Origin of the sequence: Oscillibacter sp., from assembly GCF_032018205.1 — a bacterium.
Taxonomy (GTDB): domain Bacteria; phylum Bacillota; class Clostridia; order Oscillospirales; family Oscillospiraceae; genus Oscillibacter.
In genome coordinates, this window is the sequence record NZ_DALZOY010000009.1 from 87,028 (window position 1) to 110,963 (window position 23,936).

Here is a 23,936-nt window from a genome sequence, read left to right on the forward strand (position 1 = left end):
CTGCCGCCATGCCGCTATCGCGTGTCTTTTTTGTTGGAGGTCCGTCCCAGAATGTAATCGACGCTTACATCGTAAAAATCCGCCAGAGAGCACAGGACATGCGGAGGAACCATCCTCTGTCCGCTCTCATAATAAGCATAAGTACGCTGGGGAATATTAACGGCCTTGCCCACGCTTTCCTGCGTCAGGTCTGCGTCCTCGCGCAGACTTCGTATTCTTTCATATCGCTCCATGTTTATCACCATGTCCAGTATAGCTAAGAACAATTTGTTCTATTGATTTTTAGAATATTTTGTTCTAAACTATATAAAGCTGGGAGGTGTGTTTATGCCGGATTATAAGGAACTGTATTTAAAGCTGTTTCGGGCCTCGGAGGAGGCCGTCAATCGTCTGATTGCCGTGCAGCAGGAATGTGAAGAGCTGTACCTCAGCCAAGACGAACGGGAAGGGGCGATAGAGTCCCCGACACCGGGAAATGCGAGAAGCGCGGAGGCGGAGTAATTCCGCATCCGCGCCTTGCTGGCTGCGCAAAATCAGCGGCCTTCTGAAAAAAACCGCGCTTATTTCCCCACCTCAATCAAGGATCGCGCCCCCAGCAGCGCAAGCCCGCTGATAAAAATTGCCGCGCCGGAGATCATCAGCAGCCATTCGATTTTCACCATGTCGCCCAAGGGACCGAATACGGCCATGCCCAGCGGCATCGCAAGCCCGCTGAACATCATCATCACGCTGAACACCCGGCCCATTTTGTCCGGGTCGATGTTGCTTTGCAGCAGGGTCATGCTGGGCGAGTTGTACAGGGGCACTGTCGCCCCGCACAGCAACATGACGCCAAGGTATATCCAGAAATTCGGGATCACACCCAAAAGGACGCTGGTAAGCCCGAACAGCACGCAGGCGAGAATCATCGTGTGGGCCTTGTTTTTAAAGCCGCCCCACGCGGAAATCACCACGCCTCCCAAAATCGCGCCCGCCGAAAACACAAGCTCGATGGCGGTGAGCCGCCATACGTCGTCCCCAAAAGTGCGTGCGGCCTGAAGGGGCGTGAGCAGGGCGGAGGGAGACACGAAAAAGGAAAAAAACGCCCCGTAGACAATGATCAGCTTCAGCCAAGCCTGAGAATTGATATACCGCAGGCCCTCCCGCAATTCTTGGACATAGGCTCTGATGCCGCGCGGAACCTCTCCCACGCGGGGAATGCCGGACACCTTGACGAAAAGAAACACGATGGCAATGCCGACGACCGCGGTGATTACATCAATGAAGAAAATATACCCAATGGGCATCAGTGACAGCAGTGCCCCGGCCGCCATGGGTGAGACAAACATATTCAGCGACTGAATGGAGCTTTGGATGCCGTTAAACCGCTGCAAGCTTTCCAAGGGTACCATTTGGGGGATCATGGCGGACACGGCGGGCTGCTGAATTCCTTGCCCAAGGGACCGGGCCGCCACCACGATGAGCATCAGCCAGATGCTTCTGTGGCCAGAAAGGTATGCCAGTGCCAGGCCCAGCGTAATCAAAGCGATGCACCCATCGGAAATGACAATCAGATATTTGCGGTTGTATCTGTCGGCCCAAACGCCGGCAAAAGGGGAAATCAGCGTCATGGGCAGCAGTGCCGCGCAGGTGAACAGCGTCATGATTACGCCGGATTTCGTCTCCAGCGTGATCTGCCAGGTGATGGCGTGCTGCACCAGCATCGATCCGAACATGGACACGAACTGTCCTGCCATATAAAGCGTTACATTGCGCTTCCAGCCGGTCATGCAAGAGCCTCCTCTGTGTTAACGGTTGGGGGGAGAAAATTTGGCCGGGCCCTGTCTGTTGTACAGTTCCTATCTGACTAGAATTTGACGACCTTCTGATAAAAATTTTCTGCGTTTTGAAAATGCACATGTGCAAGCGGGGCTTGGCGTTATCCAAACGGCTTGCGCAGAATACAGCAAACCCCCTGAAAGTATTGGCTTTCAGGGGGTTTTTTGTGGCGGAGAAGGAGGGATTCGAACCCTCGAAACCCGTTAAGGTTTACATGATTTCCAATCATGCGCCCTCGACCAACTAGGCGACTTCTCCATAGCTGCTCGGAAAAACTGAGCGATATACAATTACTGTCGTGGGACAGCTTTATCATTATACCAAAACATGTCGGAATGTCAAGAAAAAAGTTTTGCGCATTTGGCGTAGTGAAATTGGGAACCCCCTCTCTCCCAATTCGGATGCGGGGAAAGGGCGGGAGCCTTGACTCCCGCCCTTTTTTCAGCGCATGGTGGAAACCAGATGATCCACGGTGTGATCCACGGCGACGCCCAGCTTTTGAATGCCTTTACCCACCTGAGTTTTCATGGTCCGCTTTCCGTGGGGCATCATCATTCCAACCAGAGCGCCCGCAGCCATTCCGGCGCCCATGCCGAACCAAAACCCGGCATTGTTCCTCATATTTCGTCACTCCTTTTGCGGTCTGAAGCTAGTATGGCGCGTAAAGCGCGTCTTATGCCGGAAATTGATTTGCCAAATACCACCGGATTCTATATAATAAAAAAGAAATAATAATTGAGAAAAGAGAGGACTTGACATGACCGTTTTGTATCTGATCCGCCATGCCGAAGCGGAGGGAAACCTCTATCGAATCGCGCAGGGCCAGTGCGACAGCATCATCACCGACCGGGGCTATCAGCAGATAGCCGCCTTGGCGGAGCGCTTTCGTGATGTGCAAATCGACGCGGTGTATTCCAGCGACCTGACCCGCACCCGCATTACTGCCGGGGCCATCGCCAACACGAAGAGCCTGCCCATTCAAACCCGACGGGACCTGCGGGAAATCTGCGTGGGCGAATGGGAGGAAAAGACATGGGGTGAAATCGGCATCGAGGCGGCGGAGCAGTTGGCGCTGTTTACCTCCCGGCCCGACCTGTGGCAGGTGGAGGGTGGCGAGAGCATGGCCGCCGTCCGGGACCGGATGCTGGCGGCGCTGCGGGACATCGGTGAGAAAAATTCCGGCAAAACCGTTGCGGTATTTTCTCATGGCTGCGCCATTCGGCTGACTCTGGGGGAGATTGAGGGCTGCGGACTGCATGAAATTGGAAAGACGCCCCATGGCGACAATACCGCGGTTTCCAAAATTGAATATGAAAACGGGAAATTCCGTCTGCTTTACCGGGATGACAACAGCCACGTAAAGGCGCTGTCCACCTTTGCAAAGCAGCACTGGTGGAAGCACCCCAACGGTGTGGAGCCGGGGCTGTATTTCCGTCCCGTGGAGTTGCCCGGGCAGGCCGCGCTGCTGACGGACTGCGTGGAAAGGAGCTGGACGGCAGCGGGAGAAATACGGGAATTCAGCCCGGACGTGCTTTTGCGGGAAGCGGCGGAGCGGCCCACCATCGGCGCCTATATGCAAGGCGAACCCGTCGGAATTCTGCAATTGAATCCCGAGAAGGGAGCGGAGGAAAAGGAGGGCTGGATTTCCCTTTACTGCATGGCGGAAAGCTGCCGGTCCAGAGGACTTGGCATTCAGCTTTTGGGGCAGGCCGTTTTGCGATACCGGGCCATGGGGCGGGAAAAGCTGCGGCTCTCTCTGCGCCGGGAGAACGAGGCTGCTTTGCGCTTCTTCTCTCAGTATGGATTTTCTCCCGTGGAACCGGCGGCGGAGCCGCTGGTGCTGGAAAAGGACATTCGCTCCCGGGAGTGGACGCCGGGGCCGGTTTGACACAGCGGCGTGGCCTTCTAAAAATTCTGAATGGTATTTCGGGCGGAAACCGCATATCCTGATAGACAAGACCCCGCGCCGACGCGGGGCGGGAAGGGACGGGCGCGCCGTGAATTTGGCTGTCATTGTATTGCTGTTCTCAGTGGGACTTTTGCTGATCGTCAAGGGTGGAGACTGGTTTTTGGACGGTGCGGTGTGGATTGCGGAAACCTCGGGCATCCCACATTTTATTGTGGGAGCCACCGTGGTATCCGTTGCCACCACGCTGCCGGAGCTGACGGTGTCCATCACCGGCGTGCTGCGAGGGGAAATTGATCTGGCAGTAGGCAACGCGGTAGGCTCCGTCACCGCAAATCTGGGCCTGATTTTGGGCATCTCAGTGCTTTGCATTCCTTCCGTCGTGGACCGGCAGTTTGCCCCCAAGGCGATTTTGATGATCTGCGGGGCGGCACTGATGACCATTTTGTGCCGAAACGGGAGCCTGACGCTGCTTTCCGCGCTGCTGCTGTTTCTGATTTTTGCCTTGTATCTTTGGAGCAATCTCCGAGACGCGGGGCGCGGCATGGCGGCGGAGCGGGAAAGCAGGGCACGCCGAGGCCGAGCCTCCCGGCGAATGATACTTTCAAAGCTTGCGATGTTTTTTCTTGGCCTTGCGGGGATTATTGGCGGCTCCCGCCTGCTGATTGATTATGGCAGCGAGTTGGCCCTCCGGCTGGGTGTGCCTGCCGGAGTGATCGGAGTGACGCTGGTGGCGGTGGGTACGTCGCTGCCCGAGCTTGTGACGGCCCTTGCCGCCATTGCAAAAAAAGAGACGGCGATGTCCATCGGAAACATTGTGGGCGCTAACGTGATTGATTTGACGCTGGTGCTGCCGGTGTGCGCCGCAGTATCCGGCGGGCGGCTGGACATTGGTTCTCAGACCACCGCGCTGGATCTGCCCATGTGCTTGGGAGTGTGCGCGCTTGCCATGCTGCCGCCTCTTGCCGTGGGCCGGTTCTATCGTTGGCAGGGCTTTTTGCTGCTGGGGATGTACGCCGCGTATCTTGCAGTTTTGATGACGTGAGGGCGCGCCGGGAAATTTAGAAAAAATTTCCCGGCGCACTTTCAATTCTGTGTGTTCCCGCGCTGCCGCGCCCTCTGTCCCATCAGGGGCAAAGAATTTGCCGCGGAGCAATGCGCCGGGATTTTAGCGGAACGCTGCGCCGGGGGTTACGGCATTTTCGCCGTCCAGCAGAAAGCCGTCCCGGTCATGCACGCGGGCGTTGCGAAGCATCTGTTCATAGGTGGTGCTGCGAATCGCGCCGCTGCCGGTTCTGGTTCCGTTGTTTACAATTGCAGATTCGGGCGCGCCTACGCCGTCGTTTTCAAGGCCCAGCATCGCGTTGTCCGCGGCTCCGGCAGCCGTGCCGGTGGCGCCGTTTTCAATGCGCCGCTGGTCTTTATTTTTTACCACGGCGGTTCCGGTGGCAGAACCCGCGCCGGAACCCGTGCCGGAGCCGGTGTTGTTGTCAGTGGCGGATTGATTGGGAGTGCTATTGTTGGGCGTGTTGTTTTTGTCAGTGCCGCAGGCCGTTAAACTCAGGGCCATCAAAGCAGTGAGCAAAAACGCAAATGTCCTTTTCAAGTCGTTTCCTCCTTTGTGTGGACTTTATTACATTGCGATACCCTGAGTTAGTATGGTAAGTTTACCGCGAAACAACCGTGGTAGTTTTTTGCAAAACGAGGTGAAAAAAGTAACAATTTTAAAAAACTGCTTGCATTCTTTTAAGACGCATATTATCATATAAGTAGAAATCATTACTGGATAGGTTCTGAAAGGAGGCCCCATGCAGCCGCAGCGATATTCGCTTCAAAGAGAGAAAATTTACGCGGTCGTGCGGGAGAGCATGGATCATCCCACGGCAGAGATGGTGTTTGCCTGGCTGAAGCCGGAAATTCCCAGGCTGAGTCTGGGCACTGTCTATCGCAATCTTCACCGGATGGCGGAAGAGGGGCGGCTGCAGGAGCTGCCCGGTCCCATCGTCCGGTTTGACGGGGATACGACGCCCCACGCGCATTTTACCTGCCTTACCTGCGGCGCTGTAAGCGATGCCGCAGGCCCCTATGATCCCGGTCTGGATGCAGCGGCGTGCAAAAAAGGCTTTCGGGCCATACGCCACGCACTCATGTTTTACGGGACCTGCCCCCGATGCGGGCAGCGCGCGCGAAAAGAAGATTGCTGAGTGCTGCTGGAGATCTTCGGCATGACCGTTGCTTTCATTTCCCCCGGACACCCATTTGTCCGGCGGAATGCTTGCAGAAAACGGAAAAGTCACAAGTCAGCCACGGCGGCGGCGCAGGCCGCGCCGCCGCCTGAGATAGAATGTTTGAAAGGGGAATATTATCATGGAACTGAAGGGAAGCAAGACGGAAGCAAATCTGTGGACTGCGTTTGCGGGGGAGAGTCAGGCCCGCAACAAGTACGACTACTATGCGGGCAAAGCGCGCAAGGAGGGCTTCGAGCAGATCGCGGCCATTTTCGAGGAGACTGCCCTGAACGAGAAGGAGCACGCCAAGCTGTGGTTTAAGGCACTGGACGGCATCGGTTCCACCGATGAAAATCTGGTGGCCGCCGCCGCGGGCGAGAACTACGAGTGGACAAACATGTACGCCGAAATGGCCCGCACCGCCGAGGAAGAGGGCTTTTTGGCGCTGGCTGCCCAGTTTGAAGGCGTGGCGAAAATTGAGAAGACCCATGAGGAGCGCTATCTAAAGCTGCTGGAAAACCTGAAAAATGGCGAGGTTTTCAAAAAGGGCGAAAAGGTCATGTGGTTCTGCCGCAACTGCGGCCATGTGGAGATCGCCGAGAACGCGCCTCAGGTGTGCCCCGTGTGCAACCACCCCCGGAGTTATTTTCAGGTGAAGGCCCTTAATTATTAAGGTTACATTTGCCGCCGGGGCCGCCGCTTTTGCGGCGGCCCCGGCTTTCCCTGTCTGACGGACAGAAAAAGCCATAAAAATCCGCCGTTTTTTGGAAAAAGCAAATTGCGCACAAGTGAAGCGGGGGACGTTCCTGATAAGTTTGTGGAAAAAGACAAAAACCGCGCCAATTCTCCCTGCGTATTTTTGAAATGTTTGTATAAAAGCCTGTTGACGTTTTTGTAAAAAACGGATATGATATAAGGACAAAATGACATGGTATGCGGAGTTTTAATACGGCGATAGGGAAAAGGAGTGCTGCATATGTATACACAGGAGATCACGGTCAATAACGAGGTGGGTCTTCACGCGCGGCCCGCGACGTTCTTTATCCAAAAGGCAAATGAGTTCAAAAGCGGAATCTGGGTGGAGAAGGAAGACCGCCGGGTAAACGCGAAGAGCCTTCTGGGTGTGCTGTCCCTGGGCATTGTTATGGGGACCAAAATCACGCTGATTGCCGACGGAAGCGACGAGAAGGAAGCCGTCGCCGCATTGGCGGAGCTGATCGAAAACAACTTTGGCGAATAACTCTTTCACCCGCGCTTAAAATCTCCCCGGAGAGAAAAGAGAAAAAGAGGCGGCCGCGCCTCTTTCACCCCGCGGTAACGCGGGGTTTTCTTTTTTATGTGGAAACGAGAGGAGGGAGTACGTGACAAAAGACGAGCTGAGAGAAAAGGCCGGTAATCTGCCCCTGAAGCCCGGCGTGTATCTCATGATGGACAAAACTGGCAAGGTCATTTACGTGGGCAAAGCGAAAAAACTAAAAAACCGCGTCAGCCAATATTTTCAGGACAGTGCGTCTCACACGGTTAAGACCCGCAAAATGGTGTCTGAGGTGGACAGGTTTGACACGATCTTCGTTTCCAGCGAGTGGGAAGCGCTGGTGCTGGAAAACTCCCTCATCAAGCGGCACATGCCGCAGTACAACATTTTACTGAAGGACGACAAGGGCTATCCCTTTGTGCGGCTGTCCAAGGAGACGTATCCCCGATTTTCCATGGTCCACCGCTACGCCGACGATGCGGCACGGTATTTTGGTCCCTTCGGCGGGAGATTTGAGACGCGACAGGCGCTGGACGCGGTGTGCGCCGCGCTGAAGCTGCCCACCTGCCGCCGGAAATTTCCGCAGGACATCGGCGTGGGGCGGCCGTGTTTGAACTATCACATGGGCCGGTGCGACGGATGGTGCCGTCCGGGTTTGTCGGAGAAGGACTATCAAAGCCGCATGACGCAGGCGGCGGCGCTGCTGGAGGGAAAGTCCAAGCAGCTTCTGCGGGAGATGACGGAGGAGATGGAATCGGAAGCGGAAGACCTTCGCTTTGAGCGGGCCGCAGTCCTCCGGGACCGGATTAACGCCATCGGCGCGCTGGCGAAAAAGCAGACAGTTATCGCGGGCCTTTGCGCCGACACGGATATATGGGGCATCTACAAGGGGGCCAAGTGCTGCTATGCCATTCTCCATATGGAGGAGGGGAACCTTGCCGGGCGGGAGACGGAGTTGTTTGCCGCCCCGGTGGACGAGGACGAGGGGGAAATGCTCGCCGCTCTTGCCGCCCAGTATTACCTGCCCCGGTCGCTGTTGCCCCACGAAATTCTGCTCCCTGCCGACGCGGGAAACTGCGAGGAGCTGTCTGAAGCGCTGTCCCGCCGGGCGGGCCGCAAAGTCTGGGTCCACGTTCCTCAGCGGGGGGAAAAGGCGGGCCTTTTGGAAATGGCCCGGCAGAACGCCGCCGAGGAGGCGAAGCGAGCCACCACGCGAGAGGAGCGCAGCAGTCAGGTACTGGCCCTTTTGACGAAAATGACGGGCCTGCCCCGTCCGCCGGAGCGGATGGAATCCTATGATATCTCCAACACCGGCTCCAGCGAAATTGTCGCCTCTATGGTGGTTTACGGTGGGGACAGGCCCTTGAAAAGCGCTTACCGCCGGTTTCAGATTAAGGATGTATCCGGACACCCGGACGATTATGCTTCCATGCGGGAGGTGTTGCGCCGCAGACTTCAGCGGGCTGCGGACGGTGACGAAAAGTTTTTGCCCCTGCCGGATGTGTTTTTGATCGACGGCGGCGAGGTGCACGCGAAAACGGCGCTGGAGGTGACCCGGACCTTTGGTCTGGACATCCCCATTTTTGGCATGGTGAAGGACGATCGCCACCGCACCCGCGCGCTGGTGACCCCGGAGGGGTTGGAAATCGGCATTCAGGCGAATCAGGCGGTGTTTGCCCTGATCGGGCAGATTCAGGAGGAGACGCACCGTTTTGCCATCACCTATAACCGGGAGAGCCACCGGAAAAATGCTCTGCGCTCCGCGCTGGACGATATCCCTGGCGTGGGTCCCAAGCGGCGGGAAGCCCTGCGAAAGCATTTCGGAACGGTCAAGGCCATTCGCGCCGCCACGGAGGAAGAGCTTGCGGCGGTGGTAGGGCCTGCTGCGGCGAAAGGGGCGTACCGCCATCTCCATGAAAAGGATACTCCCGCCATCGCCGGCGAATCGGCAAAGCAGGACGGCTGACGTGAGGTATTAAAAAATGAAGCCGCTCCGATAAACGGCACACACGAAGGACCTCCAAGCGCTCTCTGAGCGCTTGGAGGTCCTTTTTAAGCAGAATAAAAAACGCAGGAGGCTCAATGCCTGAAAAACAGCTTGCGCAGCCGATACTGCCACAGCAGCGTCATCTGCCCCAAAGCCCGGTCCAACAGAAGAAACGTCAGATTTGCGCCCAGCAGAAACGCCAACGAAAGGGGCCATGCGTAGCCCGCAAGCTCTTCGTTCAGCACATCCAGTCCCACCGCCCGCAGCAGAAAATACAAAACGGCCACAGCGGAGTTGAATACCGCCAGCTTGCAGAGTAAACGCACAAAGCGAAGCCGCAGCCGGTTCAGCGTGGGACGCAAAACCGGATAGTGCCCCAAGAGGAGATAGACCAGCGCGGATTCCTTGTCCGGCGCCAGCAGCAGGGCCAGCACCGCTGTCACACCGTAGACGCTCAGGGCGGGCCGGGGTCCGCGCTCGGAAAGCACCGGCAGCAGGGCCAGCATTGCCAAGAGCGGAGCGCAGTATGTGGCCCCGGGAATCATGCATCCCAGAAGCAGCAGCACGATCCCAAGGGCTGCTGCTACACCGCACAGGGCGATTTCATGACTTTGCCGCCCCATCAGTTCACGTCCTTGTATTTGAGCTTGTAATAGCTCCAGCAGCGCCACTTGGAGAGCAGCTCCTGCCCGCTTTGATCCAGCGCGTCCAGCGTGGTCACGGTCCCGTCGGGCAAAACCGCCGTCTCTTTCTGCACCACGGAATAGGCAGTCCGGCGAAGCTGATTTAGGAATTGGAACCAGGGGCTTTCGTCACCTCGCCCCGTCAGTTCCAGCACTGTCGCGCCCAAAAAGGAGGCGCTGATCGTCCCGTCTTCAGGCAGATCCACAGCGGCTACGCTTGCGTCCCAGTCCAGCGCTTCGGCGGCCGTGTCGTTGGCCCAGATGACATAGGGGGTTTCATAGGATTTCAAAAAGCCCGCCGAGCCATTTTCCTCCGGGGTCAGATTCATTCCAAGCTCCTTATAGGCCAACTGATTGTCTCCCAGATAGGGCAGGTGATCTCCGAGAAAAACCAGCACCACCGGTTCGCTGCTGGCGGCAAAATAGTTCGTCAGGCGGCCCAGCATGGCGTCTGCGTCACGGGCACCCTCGATGTAGACGGAAAGGAGCTCTTTAGCCTGGTCAGAAAGGGAGGCGGAGGTTTGCACTGGGGGATAGGCATAGTCCGGACCGTATTTGTCGGCGGTGTAGGACATATGATTTTGGATGGTGGTGGTGTAGTTGAACAGCGGCTTCCCGGCGGCTACGGCGGCGTCAAATTTCTCTTCGAGCAGCCCCGCAAGTGAATCGTCGGTGACCCAGCGGCCCTTATACTGAAGGTCCTGCATATCCTCCGCAAACTCGATTTCCTCCGCGCCAAAAAAGTCGTAGACGTTTTCCCGGTTATAAAACCATGCATCGCCGGGGTGGAGGAAGGAGGTGGCGTAGCCGTCTGCGGCAAAAACGCGATACAGGCTGTACAGATTGCGGTTCACCGCTCGGAAGGCGGAGGTGGTGGTGGCGGAGAGGGCGTTGGTCTGCATGCCCGTCAGCACGTCAAACTCCGTGTTGGCGGTGCCCCCGGCAAAGCCGGGGACCACCACGTGGCCGGAGACGGAGTGAGCACTTTCCCGAATGGCATGGAGATTTTTCAGAGGGTTCTCCTCTTCCGTATAGGTAAACATGGGTTGGTCGGTCACGTCGGAAAACGCCTCGTTCATCACCATGATGACGTTTACCGGCGCGCCCTGTCCGGGAGCCTGTCCGCCGCTGTCCCACTCTTCCGCAGCCGCCCGGCTGAAGCCCGCCGGCTTATCCACGGTGTAGGTGGTAAAGTGATGGGTGAAGCAGTAGGGAAACCCCAACTCGTTAAACACGGAGGGAACGTAATAGGGATTGGAAACGGGGAAGGAATTGTAAAGAGCATTAGAGGCGTAAACGGTGAAAATCAGGCCCATCAGCACGCCCAGCGTAATCACCGCGCCCGAAAAGCGCAGCAGGAAGCGAATCCAGATGGGTCTTCCGGGAGACAGCGGCCTGCCCCGAAAAAAAATGCCCAGAGCCACCAGCAAAGCGCAGCTTATCACCACAGCGGCAATCGCGGACCATGGGAAACGGATGGCATAAGACCCGGCGGCGCTGGTTGCCTCCTTTAAAAGGCCCAGATCCCGGGGAAACAGCGGCTCATTGCGGACTTCGATTTTAATGCGGCTGGCAATGGAGAGAATGCCGCAAAGGGTTCCCACCAGCGCCGCAGAAAAAAATACGTTTGCAAACAGCATGGCGAAGGCCACAATCAAAAGCCCGATGGGCAGGGCGTTCAGCACGATGAGCAGCGGCTCCGTTAAAAAAAGGGAAAGGGCGGAGCGCAGGCTGTTTGGCTGAATCCACAGGCAAAGCAGCGTGTAAAACCCCGACAGCAGTACCGCCAGCAAAAATGTCAGCGGCAGGCCCATGCCACGGGCGGGAAGGGGCTTTGTATGTTTTCTCATATATAGTATGATAATCCTTTCCTCACAATTTGAAATCCTTTTTCATTATAAAGCTTTTTTGAAAAAAAGCAAGAAAAGGCACTTTCAGCTTGTTCAAAAGAGAGAAAAGCGCCCCGCCAAAAGGCGGGGCGCTTGGAAGCTACTGTGCCGAAGCCTCGTGATCCACATTCAGGCCCATCATATCGTCCACAGGGACGGAGAGAAGAATCCCCCGCGCCTCGGATTTAATACCGGCCTCGGTGTTGATAGCCTGCATAATGGTGTGTTTTTCTTTGCGGCTGCAAAGAATGCACACGATGCTCTTCTCGGCCTTGATGGACACGCCCAGAAGCTTTTCCGCTTCTTCGTAGCCCACGCCGCGCCCATCGATGATGGTCCCGCCCATGGCGCCCACGGAGCGGGCGGCGCTCATGATCTTATCGGTGTAGCCGCGGTTTACAATGGCAACCACCAGCTCATATTTCGAGCCGCAGCAACCCTCCTGCTTTCCGGTGTTCTGATCCAATTCGTTATCCTCCTCCCGCAGCAGCATCTGAGAAAACAGGCTGCTGATTCCAGACAGCGGAATCGTAAACACAATTCCGCGTCCTGGCTTGTGTAGCTGCATTTGCTGTGCGATTTCTTTGACGGTGGAGGGAAGCCGTTCCCTCGGGCCCATGGTAATCACGAAGTCCTTTTCTGTTTTTCCAAGCCCCAGATAATCCAGCATCTCGGAATTTGCGGTTCCCATGCCAAAGCAGAGGATATGGTAATACAGATGATGCCCACGGCAGATTTCGGCGACCTTTTCACCCTTGCCGCGATCCACGATGGTGACCATCAGCTTGATAATCCGGTTGTAGTCATTGTTCAATTGTCTCGCCCTCCTCTCCGTATTCTCCGGGCTCATATTCTATAATCGTATCCTCCTGAGAGAACACGGCGTCGGCTTCTGCGCGCAGCGCAGACGAGCGCATCCGCATCTGATACACAAATCCCAAAACCTGAATCGTAATCAGGGGAGTCATGGCAACCATTGCCACGATACCGAACGCGTCGGTCATAATGTTTCCGCCAAAGGCTTCCGCCGCTCCGATGGCAAAAGGGAGCACAAAGGTAGCCGTCATTGGTCCGCTGGCCACGCCGCCGCTGTCAAAGGCGATGCCCGTGAAAATCTTTGGCACAAAAAACGACAGGACAATGGAAATGACGTAGCCCGGAATCAAAAACCACATAATAGAGATGCCCGTCAGCACGCGGATCATGCCAAACGCCAGAGACATGGCCACGCCGATGGAAAGGCTTAGCTGCATGGCGCTCTGGGAGATCGAGCCCTGAGTGACCTCCTCCACCTGCTTGTTCAGCACGTGAATGGCGGGCTCCGCCGCCACAATGAAATAGCCGATAATCATGCCCAGAGGAATCAGCGCCCAATTGAAGGACGTCTTAGCCATCTCTGAACCGATATAATATCCCACGGGCATAAAACCCACGTTTGCCCCTGTCAGAAACAAGACAAGGCCGATAAACGTATAGAGAAGACCCACAAGAATCTTCACCATCTGGCGCTTGTTGTATCTGTGGGAAATGGCCTGAAAAGCCAGGAAAAACAGCAGAATGGGACCAAAGGCCTTGCCCACCTCTTCCACATAAATGGGGAGGCTGTGTACGAACTGCGCCGCCACGTCCTTGGTGGTAATTACCTCTGTAATGGTAATCGTGGTGTAATCGGCGGAGGAGGGCTTATACAAAAGCCCCAGTACCAGTACTGAGAGAATGGGGCCGATGCTGCAAAGGGCAACAAGACCGAAGCTGTTGTCCTGAGAGTCGTCCTCCCGCATGGAGGCCAGACCTGCACCAAAGGCCATGATAAACGGCACGGTAATGGGTCCGGTGGTCACGCCGCCGCTGTCAAAGGCCATGGGGATAAAATCCTTTGAGACATAAAAAGCCAGCGCGAAGACAATCGCATAAAAAATGAGCAGAAGGTGGGCCAGATTCAGATGGAAAACGGTCCGCAGGACCGCGACGGTTAAAAAAAGTCCCACGCCCAGAGCAATTGTCCAGATCAAAACGCTGTCGGGGATGGCGGGAACCTGATGGGCCAGCACCTGAAGATCCGGTTCCGCCACGGTGATAATCACGCCCATGATAAAGCCCACCGCAAGTATGGCTGCAATGGATTTTCCGGGTTTTCCAAAGTGGCTGCCGATACCCTGTCCTATGGGCATCATAGCCACGTCTGCGCCCAGTGCGAAAAATCCCATTCCCACAATCAGCATCACCGCTCCGGCGAGGAACAGGGTGATGGTTCCCACCGGAACAGGAACAATTGTGATTCCCAGCAGGAACACAATAATTGTGATTGGCAGAACAGACGACATGGATTCCTTAATTTTCGCTTTCAGATTTTCTTTCAATGATATCCTCCTTACTATGTATTTCAAGGACTCCTGAAAGCCCTAAAATAAATTCGCCCATGCCCTCAATACGGACGGCGCCGAAAAACCACCGCACCCTGTCTGTGCAGTCGGCGGCGCGCCTCGCCGCGGCAAAAGAGCGAAATCATTTGTCAAAAGCCGTTCGCCAAGAAACGGCGAGCGGCTGACCCTATATACTTAGTTTACGGATTATATAGGATTTGTCAATACTGAACCCCGGACCATGCGCTTTTCCCGCTTTGGAGAGTATGCCCAACTTTTTTGTGGCAATCTCATAAAGCCCGGACGTGCACAGAACAAGAGTGCGTTAAAAAACCCCGGAAACCACTGTGGTTTCCGGGAGACTTCCATTATTAAGAGGACCTGCGTGCCTGTAAGCCTGTGAACCTCGGCCCGCTGCTTGATGCGCGGAATGGGCAATGAAATTTTAACGGAATAAAAACATCGCCGCGCCAAGTTCGTCATAGCGCATCACACCCCCTGTGAGGGGGCATCGATGTCTTCAGCCATGTTCTCGCTGTAAAACTGGTTGTTTCAAGTCATGCCCCCGTGAGGGGGCATCCACTATCGTCCATGCGGTTTGCCTATGTCAACAAAGTTTCAAGTCATGCCCCCGTGAGGGGGCATCTTCTGTTTCTGCCATAGTTCCCCCTTAAAAAAAGTTTCAAGTCATGCCCCCGTGAGGGGGCATCATGGCGATTATGCGACACCGGACAGCCTTGTAAAGTTTCAAGTCATGCCCCCGTGAGGGGGCATCGTAAAAGGAGGTGAGTAAAAATGGCGATTGAAAATGTTTCAAGTCATGCCCCCGTGAGGGGGCATCACCTCACCACACAAAATTCCTACTACGATAAGGAGTTTCAAGTCATGCCCCCGTGAGGGGGCATCGGTTATCGGTGACGGCGGCGGCTCCACTTGCATGTTTCAAGTCATGCCCCCGTGAGGGGGCATCCTGGTGGTAATATTGAGGGGTTAAGCGGAAACGCTTGTTTCAAGTCATGCCCCCGTGAGGGGGCATCCTGCTTCCGGGCAATCCCCCACAGGGTATCCCCTTTGTTTCAAGTCATGCCCCCGTGAGGGGGCATCGCCGTTCACGGTATTCCTCGTAACTGCCAGACGGTTTCAAGTCATGCCCCCGTGAGGGGGCATCTACTGCCATGGTCAGGGTACGCGTCATTTAATTCTGTTTCAAGTCATGCCCCCGTGAGGGGGCATCTATGGGCAGGCAGACCGGTTAAGGCTCTCAGAGAGCCGTTTCAAGTCATGCCCCCGTGAGGGGGCATCTACACCGTGCGATTTACGGTCCCGGGCGGGAGCTGGTTTCAAGTCATGCCCCCGTGAGGGGGCATCGGCGCGGCGGCTGACGTGGCGAACACGAACACCGACGTTTCAAGTCATGCCCCCGTGAGGGGGCATCAGGTCTACCCGCTGGGGCACGGAGACAACACGGTGGTTTCAAGTCATGCCCCCGTGAGGGGGCATCTGGGGAGGCCCCCGGCCACATCGCCCAGAACGGGGTTTCAAGTCATGCCCCCGTGAGGGGGCATCACCGTTTTTTATCCCGGATGGGTCGGCGTTCTTGTTTCAAGTCATGCCCCCGTGAGGGGGCATCCGTGGGTTCGATTCCTACATCTGCCGCCAGCTACATGTTTCAAGTCATGCCCCCGTGAGGGGGCATCCAATAAGGTCGCGCAGCCCGTCCCTCACAAAATTAGTTTCAAGTCATGCCCCCGTGAGGGGGCATCTTGGCATTGAAATCCCCGGCGTTGAACTATCTGAGTTTCAAGTCATGCCCCCGTGAGGGGGCATCGGCATATTGTTGCCAAAGGTTGTGGCATATAGGGGTTTCAAGTCATGCCCCCGTGAGGGGGCATCGTGGACGACCTCATAGCAGCCCAAGCATTGATGGAGTTTCAAGTCATGCCCCCGTGAGGGGGCATCATCTGGATGCTTCAGCGGGTGTTGGCGAGTATAAGTTTCAAGTCATGCCCCCGTGAGGGGGCATCAGCGACATTTCGGACCATCCGGGCCAAGCTTTAATGTTTCAAGTCATGCCCCCGTGAGGGGGCATCCGGGTCAATCACAAGATGGTGGTCCAGCGCCTTATGTTTCAAGTCATGCCCCCGTGAGGGGGCATCCGACCCCTTCCGGGGATGGGGAAGACGGGTCTATGTTTCAAGTCATGCCCCCGTGAGGGGGCATCCAACCCCTCTATAATTTCTTTTGCCTGCTTCTTGGTGTTTCAAGTCATGCCCCCGTGAGGGGGCATCTAGATATGAGAAAAGCTATTGCTACTATCCAAACTGTTTCAAGTCATGCCCCCGTGAGGGGGCATCGCGTACCATCCGGCGAACAGGGGGGAAGAACATAGCGTTTCAAGTCATGCCCCCGTGAGGGGGCATCTCCGTATTCCTCAAAATCCCGGCATCCCTGACCGGTTTCAAGTCATGCCCCCGTGAGGGGGCATCTCATTATCAATCATTCAAAAACACCTTTGCGCTGTATTTGGCTTGAGGCAGCAACTGCCGTGCTACAAGAAGCGCCACCGCGTTTGCGGTATCCGCCGTTGCCTTTCGGAGTTCTGAGGTCAGGGCGACTTCATCCCGCCGGTGCGCGTCAATGAAGAAGATCGCACCGGTGGATATTGTACCGCCAAACTGCTCTTCAAGGCACATGGCCTGCGCACACAGTTGTATGTGATACTCCACCTCATCCCGGACAATGCCATGCTTATACTCCACCGGATATAGCCGATACCGTCCGTCTCCATACGGAAGATGGATGCCATCGGGAGACTGTGCGGCCTCCACGCAATCACAAAGACCGCTGACTCCCAAGGCCCTTGAGAAAACGGGGAGCTCAAACAGGCTGATATTCTCTCCCCGCCGCTCCACCCGCGCCGTGTGAACTCTTTGATGCTGCGCCCGGCCTGCGGCGGTAAACTCGTTTTCCGACCAGACCCGCTCCAGCGCCAAAAGCGCACAGCGGCGCGGGCAGTAACCGTACTGCGTTAGCCAGGAGAGTGGCAGCGGGTCTAGATCAACAGAAGAACTCGGCATCTTCCGGCACCTGATTCCAGATGATCTCACCGTAAGGAGAGCAGAGAAATCCCACGTCCACACCGGCCGGCCTTGCGTCCAACTGGATGGAGGCGTTATAGTCCTTCCAGGAACGGGCATATTCCACATCTGATTTCTTTTCAATAGTGGCCAGATCAAATAGGCGGTGGGAGGGGGCGCAGCCAAGCTTTGCCTGACGCTTTCTCTGCTCCAAGTCGCTGTCCGTGCCGGTATGGCGGAAGATCACCAGCGGTGTGATGACCGACATCTCTCCCTTGCTGGCAGAACGATCATGCTCGTACATATTCAGGATGGACTCAAACAGGATGTGCAGGTCCTGATCGTCAAAACCGGTTTCTGCCGCCAGATTTGCGCTGATAAAGCCGCGGGCCTCATAAAGGCCGTAAGAGATAAACTGCTTGCGGCCCATGGTGCGCAGAGAATCTTCGGATTGCTGGGTCTCCCAAGCTGTATAGTCTTCCAGTATTTTTGCGTTTGGCACATCAGCCGCCTTCGCCATTCTGGTAATAGAGATGTCCTGTGCCGCGATGGGGTCCAGCGACCGGGCAAACGTAAGCTGTACCGGGCCGCGCACCTGCCCGGCGTTGGGGCCGGTGGACATGACTGCGCCAAAGGTGCGTACGTCGTAAAAAAGCTCGCAGGCTTTCCGGCGGCCGGCATACACCTCGTTCTTGCCCTTGGCGGAGATTTCCACGCCGGAGAGTTCCTTTGCCCGGGCAATGCCGGTATTGATGTTGCTGGCGCTGCGAATCAGCATCTCCATACCGGGATCGCCCGCATGAGCTGCCTGAACATAATTGCGAATACGGCGCTTTATGGCCACGTCCGTAATGTAGCCGTGGCTGTCCTGCGGGTCCATGCGCGGACTGTTGCCAAGGTCGGGGTCTCCATTGGGATTGCCATCGCGGCACTGGATATAGAAGAGAAACTCATACCGATTTTCGATTGCCATTGTTTTTTACCTCCCTTATTCTTTTGAAGCCGACGTAGAGTAGAGCGCCGCGCGCTGCTGATAGTAGCCAAGAGCAAATTCCGCCTGCTGCTCTATGGACAGCATCGTGGGAATTTTTGAATCGCCTATACGGACGTAGATTTCGGAAAGGCATCGTTCATAATAAATGGAAAGGCCCTTGTCCAATTTGCTTAAATGATGCTGAGCCAGTTGAGCCAGTTTCCCGATTACAAACGCGGGGCCGCTGCTGGCGGCGGTATAATACCGCTGCGCCAGTCCGACGCCGACCTCCGGCATGGCGGCCTGTTGAATGGCCACATAAGTTGCCATCAGTTGACCGCAGCAGTATGCCGCACTTTCCATTCGATCTGTCTTTGCCGCTTCCATCAGTTTCTCATCTCCTCTTTCCCGTTGTTTTCTGATCAGCCATACTTTTAAAAGCTGGAACGCCAGTGTTTCACGCTCAAAATGCCCTGCGCTGTTTCCCCCGTCCTGTTCCGCCGCCAGAATTGCGGAACGGATATAATGCAATACCCGCACAGCCGCCTCGTCCGGCAGCGGTCCCGCCTTAATAATGGCATTGAGGACTTTTCCCAAAAGATTGGGCAGCTCTTTATCCATCCGGTCCCATACCTTTTTCGGATCACCGCCCGGTTTCAGCATACGGGTGCAAAGCGTTTTCAGTTTGGGAGCGTCCGCAAGTCCCTTGCCGTTCCAGCGCACCAAGGTCAGATCGTCAAACCAAAGCCGGATACTCTGATACAGTTCTTCATAGCTGCCCTCGTACCAGCCGCGCACCATCATGCGTCCGCCGGCCCCCGACAAAGGCAAAATGTAATAGCGGGCGTTGAGCTGCTCGGAGGTCTTGCCGGTCCAAATGCTTTCAATCAGCTTTTGTGCGGACCGCAGAGCCGCCTTCTCACCGCTTCCGGCGGATTCTTCCGACTCAAAGTTGCCATTGTCCCAGCCTGCGTCAAACAGGAGCGGAAGCAACTCCTCCTCCTCGGTGATGGGTCCGGAGTACCAGTGGACCAGTTTTGCTCCACCCAGAACTTCTGCTTTACGAAGCAAGTCGGACAGTGCCGCATTGACTGCCGTCATGGCCTCCTCGGACACGGGCGCGTTGGCGCTTTTTTTCAGTCCGTAGGACTGAAACGCGTCCTTATCGAAGCAGAGGAATGCATCTCCCGATGTATGCCCACCCACCGCCAGCAGGCCGGAAACCTTGGGGACCGTATCCATGGACGGCGCAGCCTGCCCGGTGATCAGACAGCGGGGACGGTCTCCGGTCTGGGCGGGAGAAAACTGGGCGCGAAATGTCTCCCACCAGGAAAGATACTTCTCGCTTTGCTCAATTGGAAGTCCGTCCACCATAAAACTGACGGGGTCGGAGCCTTTCAGCTTTTGCTCCTCCATCGCCCGCTCCATGGCCGCGACAGTTTCGCCGTCCCGCAGCGCCCGGGCGATGACGGTGAAATACGGCTCGTCAACCGCGCCGTCATCCAGCATGGAGAGATAGAAATCACTTTTTGTCGGGATGTTTTTGTCTTTCTCCGGATCCTTGATGATCCGAAGGGGAATTTGCGCTTTCTCTACCAGAGGGTTGCAGTATCGCGTGCCGTTGGCGGCTGCGCCCACATCCGGCGCATATACATCCGGCGCGCCTTTTTCCCGCAGCTCGATGCCGAGAAATTCTCCTTCGGACGACAGACACAGGTATGCTTTGACCCGTTTGCGCTTAAAGCCGGGTCTGGCCGCCAGATTCTTTTTCAGGGCATACTGGTATAATTCTGTCAGCACGTTGCTTTCACCTCTTTTCCGGTTTCAAAACCAACGGAGAATCAAACTCAGGAACCTGAATAACGCCGTTTTTCATTTGAGCGTGGTATAAGGATACGGACGGGTTTGCCTGTTTCCCGACTTTCCACTCGTTCAGATCAAAAACATCGTATACCATCAGACCAAGATCCATATCCAGCGCAATGGGAAGCTCACCTGTGGAACCCCACTCAAAATAGGCCGGAAACTCTCTTGTCCCCATACAGGGCTGCATAAACATCTGACCGCGTTTCACCCGCCGCTCAAACTGATTGTACAGATGCGAAATCGGCTTTTCAAAATCCGGGCGCGGTACGATTTCTGCAGTGACGCGGTAGCGCACATCCTTCAGCACCACAGCCTGCCGCTGGGTGCGGTTCTCTTCAATTTCAATGCAGGCGCTGGTGGGATTCTCCGCCGAGATGCGGGAAAGCTTACTTTTTACCTCATTGCGCTTAAAAGTTGTGTATTGGATGGGGTTCAGGACCTCAATTTGATTCACCTGCCAGTAAAACTCCGCGGGTTTGGAATAGATGGAAGCTAAAACGCCGCGAATGCCGCTGGGCGTTGGTACCGGATAGGTCATTCTTTCAACTTTGCTTTCCGGTCTCGAAAACAAAGCAAAGCGGCCCCAAATCGTTATGGTCACCTGCTGATTGTCCAAATTTACTCCCTCCTTTTCTATAAAATGTAAAGATTGTCTTCTGCGTCGCCAAAATACAGGCCCAAGTCCTTTTTATAAAATCTGCCGCTCCCCAGCAGATAATATCCGGTCTCGCCCCGGTCGCTCATTTCGGGCGAGCGGAACAGCAGAGGCTCGCAGTTCAGGCGCACGGACCGCTCATCAAGGCAGGATACCGTCACCAACCGCGCAAGGTGAATGAGTCTTCCGGTCAGTCCGGCGGCATCATACTCGGCCTTGATTCTGTCGTACAGTTCCGCCTGTCCCTCATAAGGGACAATCACCTGTACGCCCTTTTTATCTATGAGCTTATAGGACGCTTCTACCTTGTCAAACTGTTCGTTTTGCAAAGCGTCTTGCAGTTTCTGAAGGTCGCCGTCGCCGTAGCTGTAAAGCAATTCGTAGTACTCCCGAATGTGCTCCAAATCGTTGCAGTCAATGGGGTGGCGGGAGAGCAGCACCTGCACGCATTTCGCCCCGTGCTCATAATATCCCCCGGGCGGATACAGCCTTTTTTCATCCGGCAAAAACACCACCACGCGCCCGTCGGGCTTGTCCCCGTTGCGGTTGCAGCGGCCTGCTGCCTGAATAATAGACTCCAGCGGCGCAAGTGCCCGATAGACTGTTGGAAAATCCAAATCCACGCCCGCCTCGATACACTGGGTTGCAACCAGACGGCAGGGTTATCCTTCGACCAGACGTGTTTTCACTTCATTCAACAACGCCAGTCGGTGAGCGGGGCAAAGATCCGTCGTCAAGTAAAATGTGTCCTCATTTCCGCATAACTGCGCCAGCTTTTGATAGAGCAGCCTTGCGTGGGCGCGAAGGTTAACGATTACGCAGCTCTGCCGCTTTTGCGACAGCTCCTCCGCAAGATCACGAAGCGGCGTGGGTGTTTGAATACGCCACTCAAATTCCACGCGCCTTGCCGCGCGGAACAGCATCTCCGGATGCGGCACGATCTCCCGGGGATTCCATTGAAGACCCGGTCGGTACTGAAAGGACGGCTGGGTCGCAGTTGAAAATACAACGGTACACCCATACTGTTCGCACAGCAGCTTCACCGTTCGAAGGGTGGCGTCCAGCAGGTGGGGCGGAAGGGACTGCGCCTCGTCCAAAACGATTACACTGTTTGCAATGGCGTGCAGATGCCGGCACACGGTGGGCTGGGCAGAAAAAAGCGGCTCAAAAAACCCGACGTTGGTGGTTACGATGCAGGGAGACTCCCAGCGCTGCGCCAGAAGCCGGGCACCCTCTTTCAGCTCCGCGTTGCTGTGGCACTCCAGCAAATCAGGCTCGATCTGTCGATAATCCTTCAGATTCTGGTCAATGATTGCAAGGTATGGCAGGATCAGAATGATCCGCCGCTTTCTGTGTGCTTGACAATGCTCTGCGGCAAATGCAAACAGGCTGAGCGTCTTTCCAAGACCTGTGGGTGCTGTCAGAGTAAAAAGCCCGGGCGGCAGTTTGGCCGCCTGTCGGCAATTTTCAAAAAGTTCGTCCCGCATTTCGTTCAGGGAAGACGCAGCACTGGACGACTCCTTTTTCTGCGTCTGCACGGCCAACAGTCGTTCTGTTGAAATAACCGGATTCAATGCCGGACCGGTGTGCGCCGTCAGGTAATCCGGCTCAAAGTGTTCTGCGGAGCTGGAATAATCTGCGTCCACCAGGGCGGAAAACAAAAAACGGGTAAAGAGCATCTTTGCAAGGCTGGAATCCTCTTGCCTCTGAAAATCCGGCAACGTGGAGTGGGGCACCGGTATGGTGTTTTCCTGCTGAAACCGTTCCATAGTGTTTTGAAATTCCAACAGGCCAAAGATGGAAAACTCATATCCTTCCCGGTCCAGACGGCTTCCCGTGCCATATAGGACGCGTTTAAGCAAAGTCCTGTCCGCCCAGTCATAGTCCAGATGTCCATGGTGAGACGCAATTACGGTGGCTAAAATTTCAGCAAGCGCGGTTCGCTTGCCGCAGCATTTGAAGACCGCAGCCGCGCCGGGGTACGCATGATTGACGTGCGATCTCTGATGTAACAGTACTTCCTGAAATAGCTCGCTGTATTTCCCAATATCATGAAATGTACCGAGTGCCTGCCCGAAGTCCTCATAAGCAAGGACGGAGAGAAAATCTGCGCATAGTTCTGCGGTACGCTTTAAATGATGCTGTACCGTCTCTTTTTCGTGCAACTCGTTCTCACTTCGTGCATAATAGACATCATTCAAATAAATTCCCGGCTTTCTTTTATATTCTTACTATATATTACCATCTTATTTTCAATCTGGGCGTTGGCAATTTATACAAAATAAGGTTAACGATATTCACGAATTAACCAAGCAACTTATTATGTATAGCATAGCGGTAGTAAAAGAAAAATGCGGCCTCGGGATTCCGGCGTTTTAATTGGTAAGATAATATAAAAAAGCCACTCGCCTCAATTGAGGCGAGTGGCTTTGGCTTACCCGTTACTTACGATTTATCACACAGCCGAAAAGACCGTTAATAAAAATAAACCGTGTGTGTTCGGATAAGTCTCTATTTGGTGACCCGGCGGGGATTCGAACCCCGGACCCACTGCTTAAAAGGCAGTTGCTCTGCCGACTGAGCTACCGGATCATGCGAAAAAAATGGCTGGGACGGCTGGACTCGAACCAGCGGATGAGGGAGTCAAAGTCCCTTGCCTTACCACTTGGCTACGCCCCAAGATGGAAGCGAAAACGAAGAGAATCGGGGCAAGCCCGATCCCCTTCGCTCATTCTGGGGTGGGTGACGGGACTCGAACCCGCGACAGCCGGAACCACAATCCGGTGCTCTACCAATTGAACTACACCCACCACATATTGATAAATCCGCGCGGTCTTACTGATGATGAAACCATAGGGAACTGGTACGCCAGAAGGGATTCGAACCCCTGGCCTACTGCTTAGAAGGCAGTTGCTCTATCCACCTGAGCTACTGGCGCATGTTTTGGAGCAGGTGACGAGAATCGAACTCGCATCCCCAGCTTGGAAGGCTGGTGCCCTGACCATTGTGCTACACCTGCGCGAGCCCTCCATGGAAACGTCAGCTTAGGTATGATAGCATGAAATACACTCACTGTCAAGAAGGAAGACGACGTTTTTGAGTTTTTTTGCATTTTTAGGAAAAAAGCTTTTTACCGTGGGGAAAGGGGCTTGCAACTTTTTAAAAAGTGTGTCATAATGTGCACTCGAATAAAGCGGAGACTAAGGTGTGCGATTTTGAAAATTTTTGGGGCCATT

General features: G+C 55.3%; 21 protein-coding genes, 6 tRNA genes and 1 CRISPR repeat array. Of the genes, 7 read left to right on the forward strand and 20 right to left on the reverse strand.

Going from position 1 to position 23,936, the window contains the following annotated elements; all coding sequences use genetic code 11:
* Nucleotides 1-14: 14 nt before the first annotated feature.
* Nucleotides 15-245, reverse strand: a complete 231-nt coding sequence (locus tag RTU96_RS08730; protein WP_312636150.1) for a helix-turn-helix transcriptional regulator — start codon at nt 243-245, stop codon at nt 15-17.
* An 82-nt stretch (nt 246-327) separates the two neighbouring features.
* Here RTU96_RS08730 and RTU96_RS08735 point away from each other — a divergent pair, with 82 nt between their 5' ends.
* On the forward strand, nt 328-501 hold the full coding sequence (locus RTU96_RS08735; protein ID WP_312636151.1) for a hypothetical protein: 174 nt from the start codon (nt 328-330) through the stop codon (nt 499-501).
* 59 nt (nt 502-560) lie between these two features.
* Here the strand turns inward: RTU96_RS08735 and RTU96_RS08740 are convergent, their stop codons facing one another.
* The 3 genes from RTU96_RS08740 to RTU96_RS08750 all read right to left on the reverse strand — a co-directional run bounded on the left by RTU96_RS08740 (nt 561) and on the right by RTU96_RS08750 (nt 2,439).
* The gene (locus RTU96_RS08740) at nt 561-1,769 is read right to left on the reverse strand and encodes an MFS transporter (protein WP_312636152.1); all 1,209 of its coding nucleotides are present in this window, start codon (nt 1,767-1,769) and stop codon (nt 561-563) included.
* 216 nt (nt 1,770-1,985) lie between these two features.
* Nucleotides 1,986-2,076: transfer RNA gene (locus tag RTU96_RS08745), tRNA-Ser, on the reverse strand.
* Between the two features lie 183 nt (nt 2,077-2,259).
* Nucleotides 2,260-2,439, reverse strand: a complete 180-nt coding sequence (locus RTU96_RS08750) for a hypothetical protein (RefSeq protein ID WP_294857139.1) — start codon at nt 2,437-2,439, stop codon at nt 2,260-2,262.
* Nucleotides 2,440-2,575: 136 nt separating this feature from the next.
* Between RTU96_RS08750 and RTU96_RS08755 the strand changes: the two genes are divergently transcribed.
* Together RTU96_RS08755 and RTU96_RS08760 are read left to right on the forward strand one after the other, a co-directional pair.
* Complete coding sequence (locus RTU96_RS08755; protein ID WP_312636153.1) at nt 2,576-3,706, forward strand: bifunctional histidine phosphatase family protein/GNAT family N-acetyltransferase; 1,131 nt, start codon at nt 2,576-2,578, stop codon at nt 3,704-3,706.
* Between the two features lie 109 nt (nt 3,707-3,815).
* Nucleotides 3,816-4,769 (forward strand): calcium/sodium antiporter, encoded by a 954-nt coding sequence (locus tag RTU96_RS08760; protein ID WP_312636154.1) that lies wholly within the window; start codon nt 3,816-3,818, stop codon nt 4,767-4,769.
* A gap of 123 nt (nt 4,770-4,892) precedes the next feature.
* Here the strand turns inward: RTU96_RS08760 and RTU96_RS08765 are convergent, their stop codons facing one another.
* Nucleotides 4,893-5,330 (reverse strand): hypothetical protein, encoded by a 438-nt coding sequence (locus tag RTU96_RS08765; protein ID WP_312636156.1) that lies wholly within the window; start codon nt 5,328-5,330, stop codon nt 4,893-4,895.
* 202 nt (nt 5,331-5,532) lie between these two features.
* Here RTU96_RS08765 and RTU96_RS08770 point away from each other — a divergent pair, with 202 nt between their 5' ends.
* The 4 genes from RTU96_RS08770 (at nt 5,533) to uvrC (ending at nt 9,173) form a co-directional block, all read left to right on the forward strand.
* Nucleotides 5,533-5,928, forward strand: coding sequence for a transcriptional repressor (locus tag RTU96_RS08770; protein ID WP_312636157.1), 396 nt, complete (start codon nt 5,533-5,535; stop codon nt 5,926-5,928).
* Nucleotides 5,929-6,091: 163 nt separating this feature from the next.
* Nucleotides 6,092-6,625, forward strand: coding sequence for a rubrerythrin (gene rbr, locus RTU96_RS08775; RefSeq protein ID WP_293009668.1), 534 nt, complete (start codon nt 6,092-6,094; stop codon nt 6,623-6,625).
* A 303-nt stretch (nt 6,626-6,928) separates the two neighbouring features.
* The gene (locus RTU96_RS08780) at nt 6,929-7,192 is read left to right on the forward strand and encodes an HPr family phosphocarrier protein (protein ID WP_293009669.1); all 264 of its coding nucleotides are present in this window, start codon (nt 6,929-6,931) and stop codon (nt 7,190-7,192) included.
* Nucleotides 7,193-7,313: 121 nt separating this feature from the next.
* Nucleotides 7,314-9,173, forward strand: coding sequence for an excinuclease ABC subunit UvrC (uvrC, locus tag RTU96_RS08785; RefSeq protein ID WP_312636159.1), 1,860 nt, complete (start codon nt 7,314-7,316; stop codon nt 9,171-9,173).
* A 113-nt stretch (nt 9,174-9,286) separates the two neighbouring features.
* Here the strand turns inward: uvrC and RTU96_RS08790 are convergent, their stop codons facing one another.
* The 15 genes from RTU96_RS08790 to RTU96_RS08860 form a co-directional block, all read right to left on the reverse strand.
* Nucleotides 9,287-9,817 carry a hypothetical protein gene (locus tag RTU96_RS08790; RefSeq protein ID WP_312636160.1) on the reverse strand — a complete coding sequence of 177 codons (531 nt, stop codon included), beginning with the start codon at nt 9,815-9,817 and terminating at the stop codon, nt 9,287-9,289.
* Nucleotides 9,817-11,727, reverse strand: a complete 1,911-nt coding sequence (locus RTU96_RS08795; RefSeq protein WP_312636162.1) for an LTA synthase family protein — start codon at nt 11,725-11,727, stop codon at nt 9,817-9,819. The genes RTU96_RS08790 and RTU96_RS08795 overlap by 1 nt, the downstream gene beginning before the upstream one ends.
* 139 nt (nt 11,728-11,866) lie before the next feature.
* A complete protein-coding gene (locus RTU96_RS08800) occupies nt 11,867-12,580 on the reverse strand; it encodes a P-II family nitrogen regulator (protein ID WP_312636164.1) in 714 nt (237 codons plus the stop codon).
* Complete coding sequence (locus RTU96_RS08805) at nt 12,570-14,090, reverse strand: DUF1538 domain-containing protein (RefSeq protein WP_397356740.1); 1,521 nt, start codon at nt 14,088-14,090, stop codon at nt 12,570-12,572. The genes RTU96_RS08800 and RTU96_RS08805 overlap by 11 nt, the downstream gene beginning before the upstream one ends.
* Before the next feature lie 521 nt (nt 14,091-14,611).
* Nucleotides 14,612-16,615: direct repeats of the CRISPR family, unit length 31 nt; unit sequence GTTTCAAGTCATGCCCCCGTGAGGGGGCATC.
* Between the two features lie 6 nt (nt 16,616-16,621).
* Entirely contained in the window at nt 16,622-17,206 is a 585-nt protein-coding gene (gene cas4, locus RTU96_RS08810) for a CRISPR-associated protein Cas4 (RefSeq protein ID WP_312636168.1), read from the reverse strand.
* Nucleotides 17,187-18,179, reverse strand: a complete 993-nt coding sequence (cas7c, locus tag RTU96_RS08815) for a type I-C CRISPR-associated protein Cas7/Csd2 (protein WP_312636169.1) — start codon at nt 18,177-18,179, stop codon at nt 17,187-17,189. The genes cas4 and cas7c overlap by 20 nt, the downstream gene beginning before the upstream one ends.
* A 15-nt stretch (nt 18,180-18,194) precedes the next feature.
* Entirely contained in the window at nt 18,195-19,979 is a 1,785-nt protein-coding gene (cas8c, locus tag RTU96_RS08820; protein WP_312636171.1) for a type I-C CRISPR-associated protein Cas8c/Csd1, read from the reverse strand.
* Nucleotides 19,980-19,986: 7 nt separating this feature from the next.
* Nucleotides 19,987-20,646 (reverse strand): type I-C CRISPR-associated protein Cas5c, encoded by a 660-nt coding sequence (gene cas5c, locus RTU96_RS08825; RefSeq protein ID WP_312636204.1) that lies wholly within the window; start codon nt 20,644-20,646, stop codon nt 19,987-19,989.
* Nucleotides 20,647-20,678: 32 nt separating this feature from the next.
* A complete protein-coding gene (locus RTU96_RS08830) occupies nt 20,679-21,353 on the reverse strand; it encodes a hypothetical protein (protein ID WP_397356743.1) in 675 nt (224 codons plus the stop codon).
* A gap of 9 nt (nt 21,354-21,362) precedes the next feature.
* Nucleotides 21,363-22,901, reverse strand: a complete 1,539-nt coding sequence (locus tag RTU96_RS08835) for a CRISPR-associated endonuclease Cas3'' (protein WP_312636174.1) — start codon at nt 22,899-22,901, stop codon at nt 21,363-21,365.
* Between the two features lie 315 nt (nt 22,902-23,216).
* Nucleotides 23,217-23,292, reverse strand: a tRNA-Lys gene (locus tag RTU96_RS08840).
* Nucleotides 23,293-23,304: 12 nt separating this feature from the next.
* Nucleotides 23,305-23,379 (reverse strand) — tRNA-Gln (locus tag RTU96_RS08845).
* A gap of 55 nt (nt 23,380-23,434) precedes the next feature.
* Nucleotides 23,435-23,510, reverse strand: a tRNA-His gene (locus tag RTU96_RS08850).
* Nucleotides 23,511-23,561: 51 nt separating this feature from the next.
* Nucleotides 23,562-23,638: transfer RNA gene (locus tag RTU96_RS08855), tRNA-Arg, on the reverse strand.
* 6 nt (nt 23,639-23,644) lie between these two features.
* Nucleotides 23,645-23,719 (reverse strand) — tRNA-Gly (locus RTU96_RS08860).
* Between the last annotated feature and the right edge of the window lie 217 nt (nt 23,720-23,936).

Bases quoted from the DNA above. Each gene is read 5' to 3' on its own strand.
- RTU96_RS08790 (WP_312636160.1), bottom strand. From the start codon at position 9,817: ATGGGGCGGCAAAGTCATGAAATCGCCCTGTGCGGTGTAGCAGCAGCC.
- RTU96_RS08735 (WP_312636151.1), top strand. From the start codon at position 328: ATGCCGGATTATAAGGAACTGTATTTAAAGCTGTTTCGGGCCTCGGAG.
- RTU96_RS08730 (WP_312636150.1), bottom strand. From the start codon at position 245: ATGGTGATAAACATGGAGCGATATGAAAGAATACGAAGTCTGCGCGAG.
- cas7c (WP_312636169.1), bottom strand. From the start codon at position 18,179: ATGGCAATCGAAAATCGGTATGAGTTTCTCTTCTATATCCAGTGCCGC.
- RTU96_RS08750 (WP_294857139.1), bottom strand. From the start codon at position 2,439: ATGAGGAACAATGCCGGGTTTTGGTTCGGCATGGGCGCCGGAATGGCT.
- rbr (WP_293009668.1), top strand. From the start codon at position 6,092: ATGGAACTGAAGGGAAGCAAGACGGAAGCAAATCTGTGGACTGCGTTT.
- RTU96_RS08740 (WP_312636152.1), bottom strand. From the start codon at position 1,769: ATGACCGGCTGGAAGCGCAATGTAACGCTTTATATGGCAGGACAGTTC.
- RTU96_RS08770 (WP_312636157.1), top strand. From the start codon at position 5,533: ATGCAGCCGCAGCGATATTCGCTTCAAAGAGAGAAAATTTACGCGGTC.
- cas4 (WP_312636168.1), bottom strand. From the start codon at position 17,206: ATGCCGAGTTCTTCTGTTGATCTAGACCCGCTGCCACTCTCCTGGCTA.
- RTU96_RS08805 (WP_397356740.1), bottom strand. From the start codon at position 14,090: ATGTCGTCTGTTCTGCCAATCACAATTATTGTGTTCCTGCTGGGAATC.
- RTU96_RS08780 (WP_293009669.1), top strand. From the start codon at position 6,929: ATGTATACACAGGAGATCACGGTCAATAACGAGGTGGGTCTTCACGCG.
- RTU96_RS08755 (WP_312636153.1), top strand. From the start codon at position 2,576: ATGACCGTTTTGTATCTGATCCGCCATGCCGAAGCGGAGGGAAACCTC.
- RTU96_RS08795 (WP_312636162.1), bottom strand. From the start codon at position 11,727: ATGAGAAAACATACAAAGCCCCTTCCCGCCCGTGGCATGGGCCTGCCG.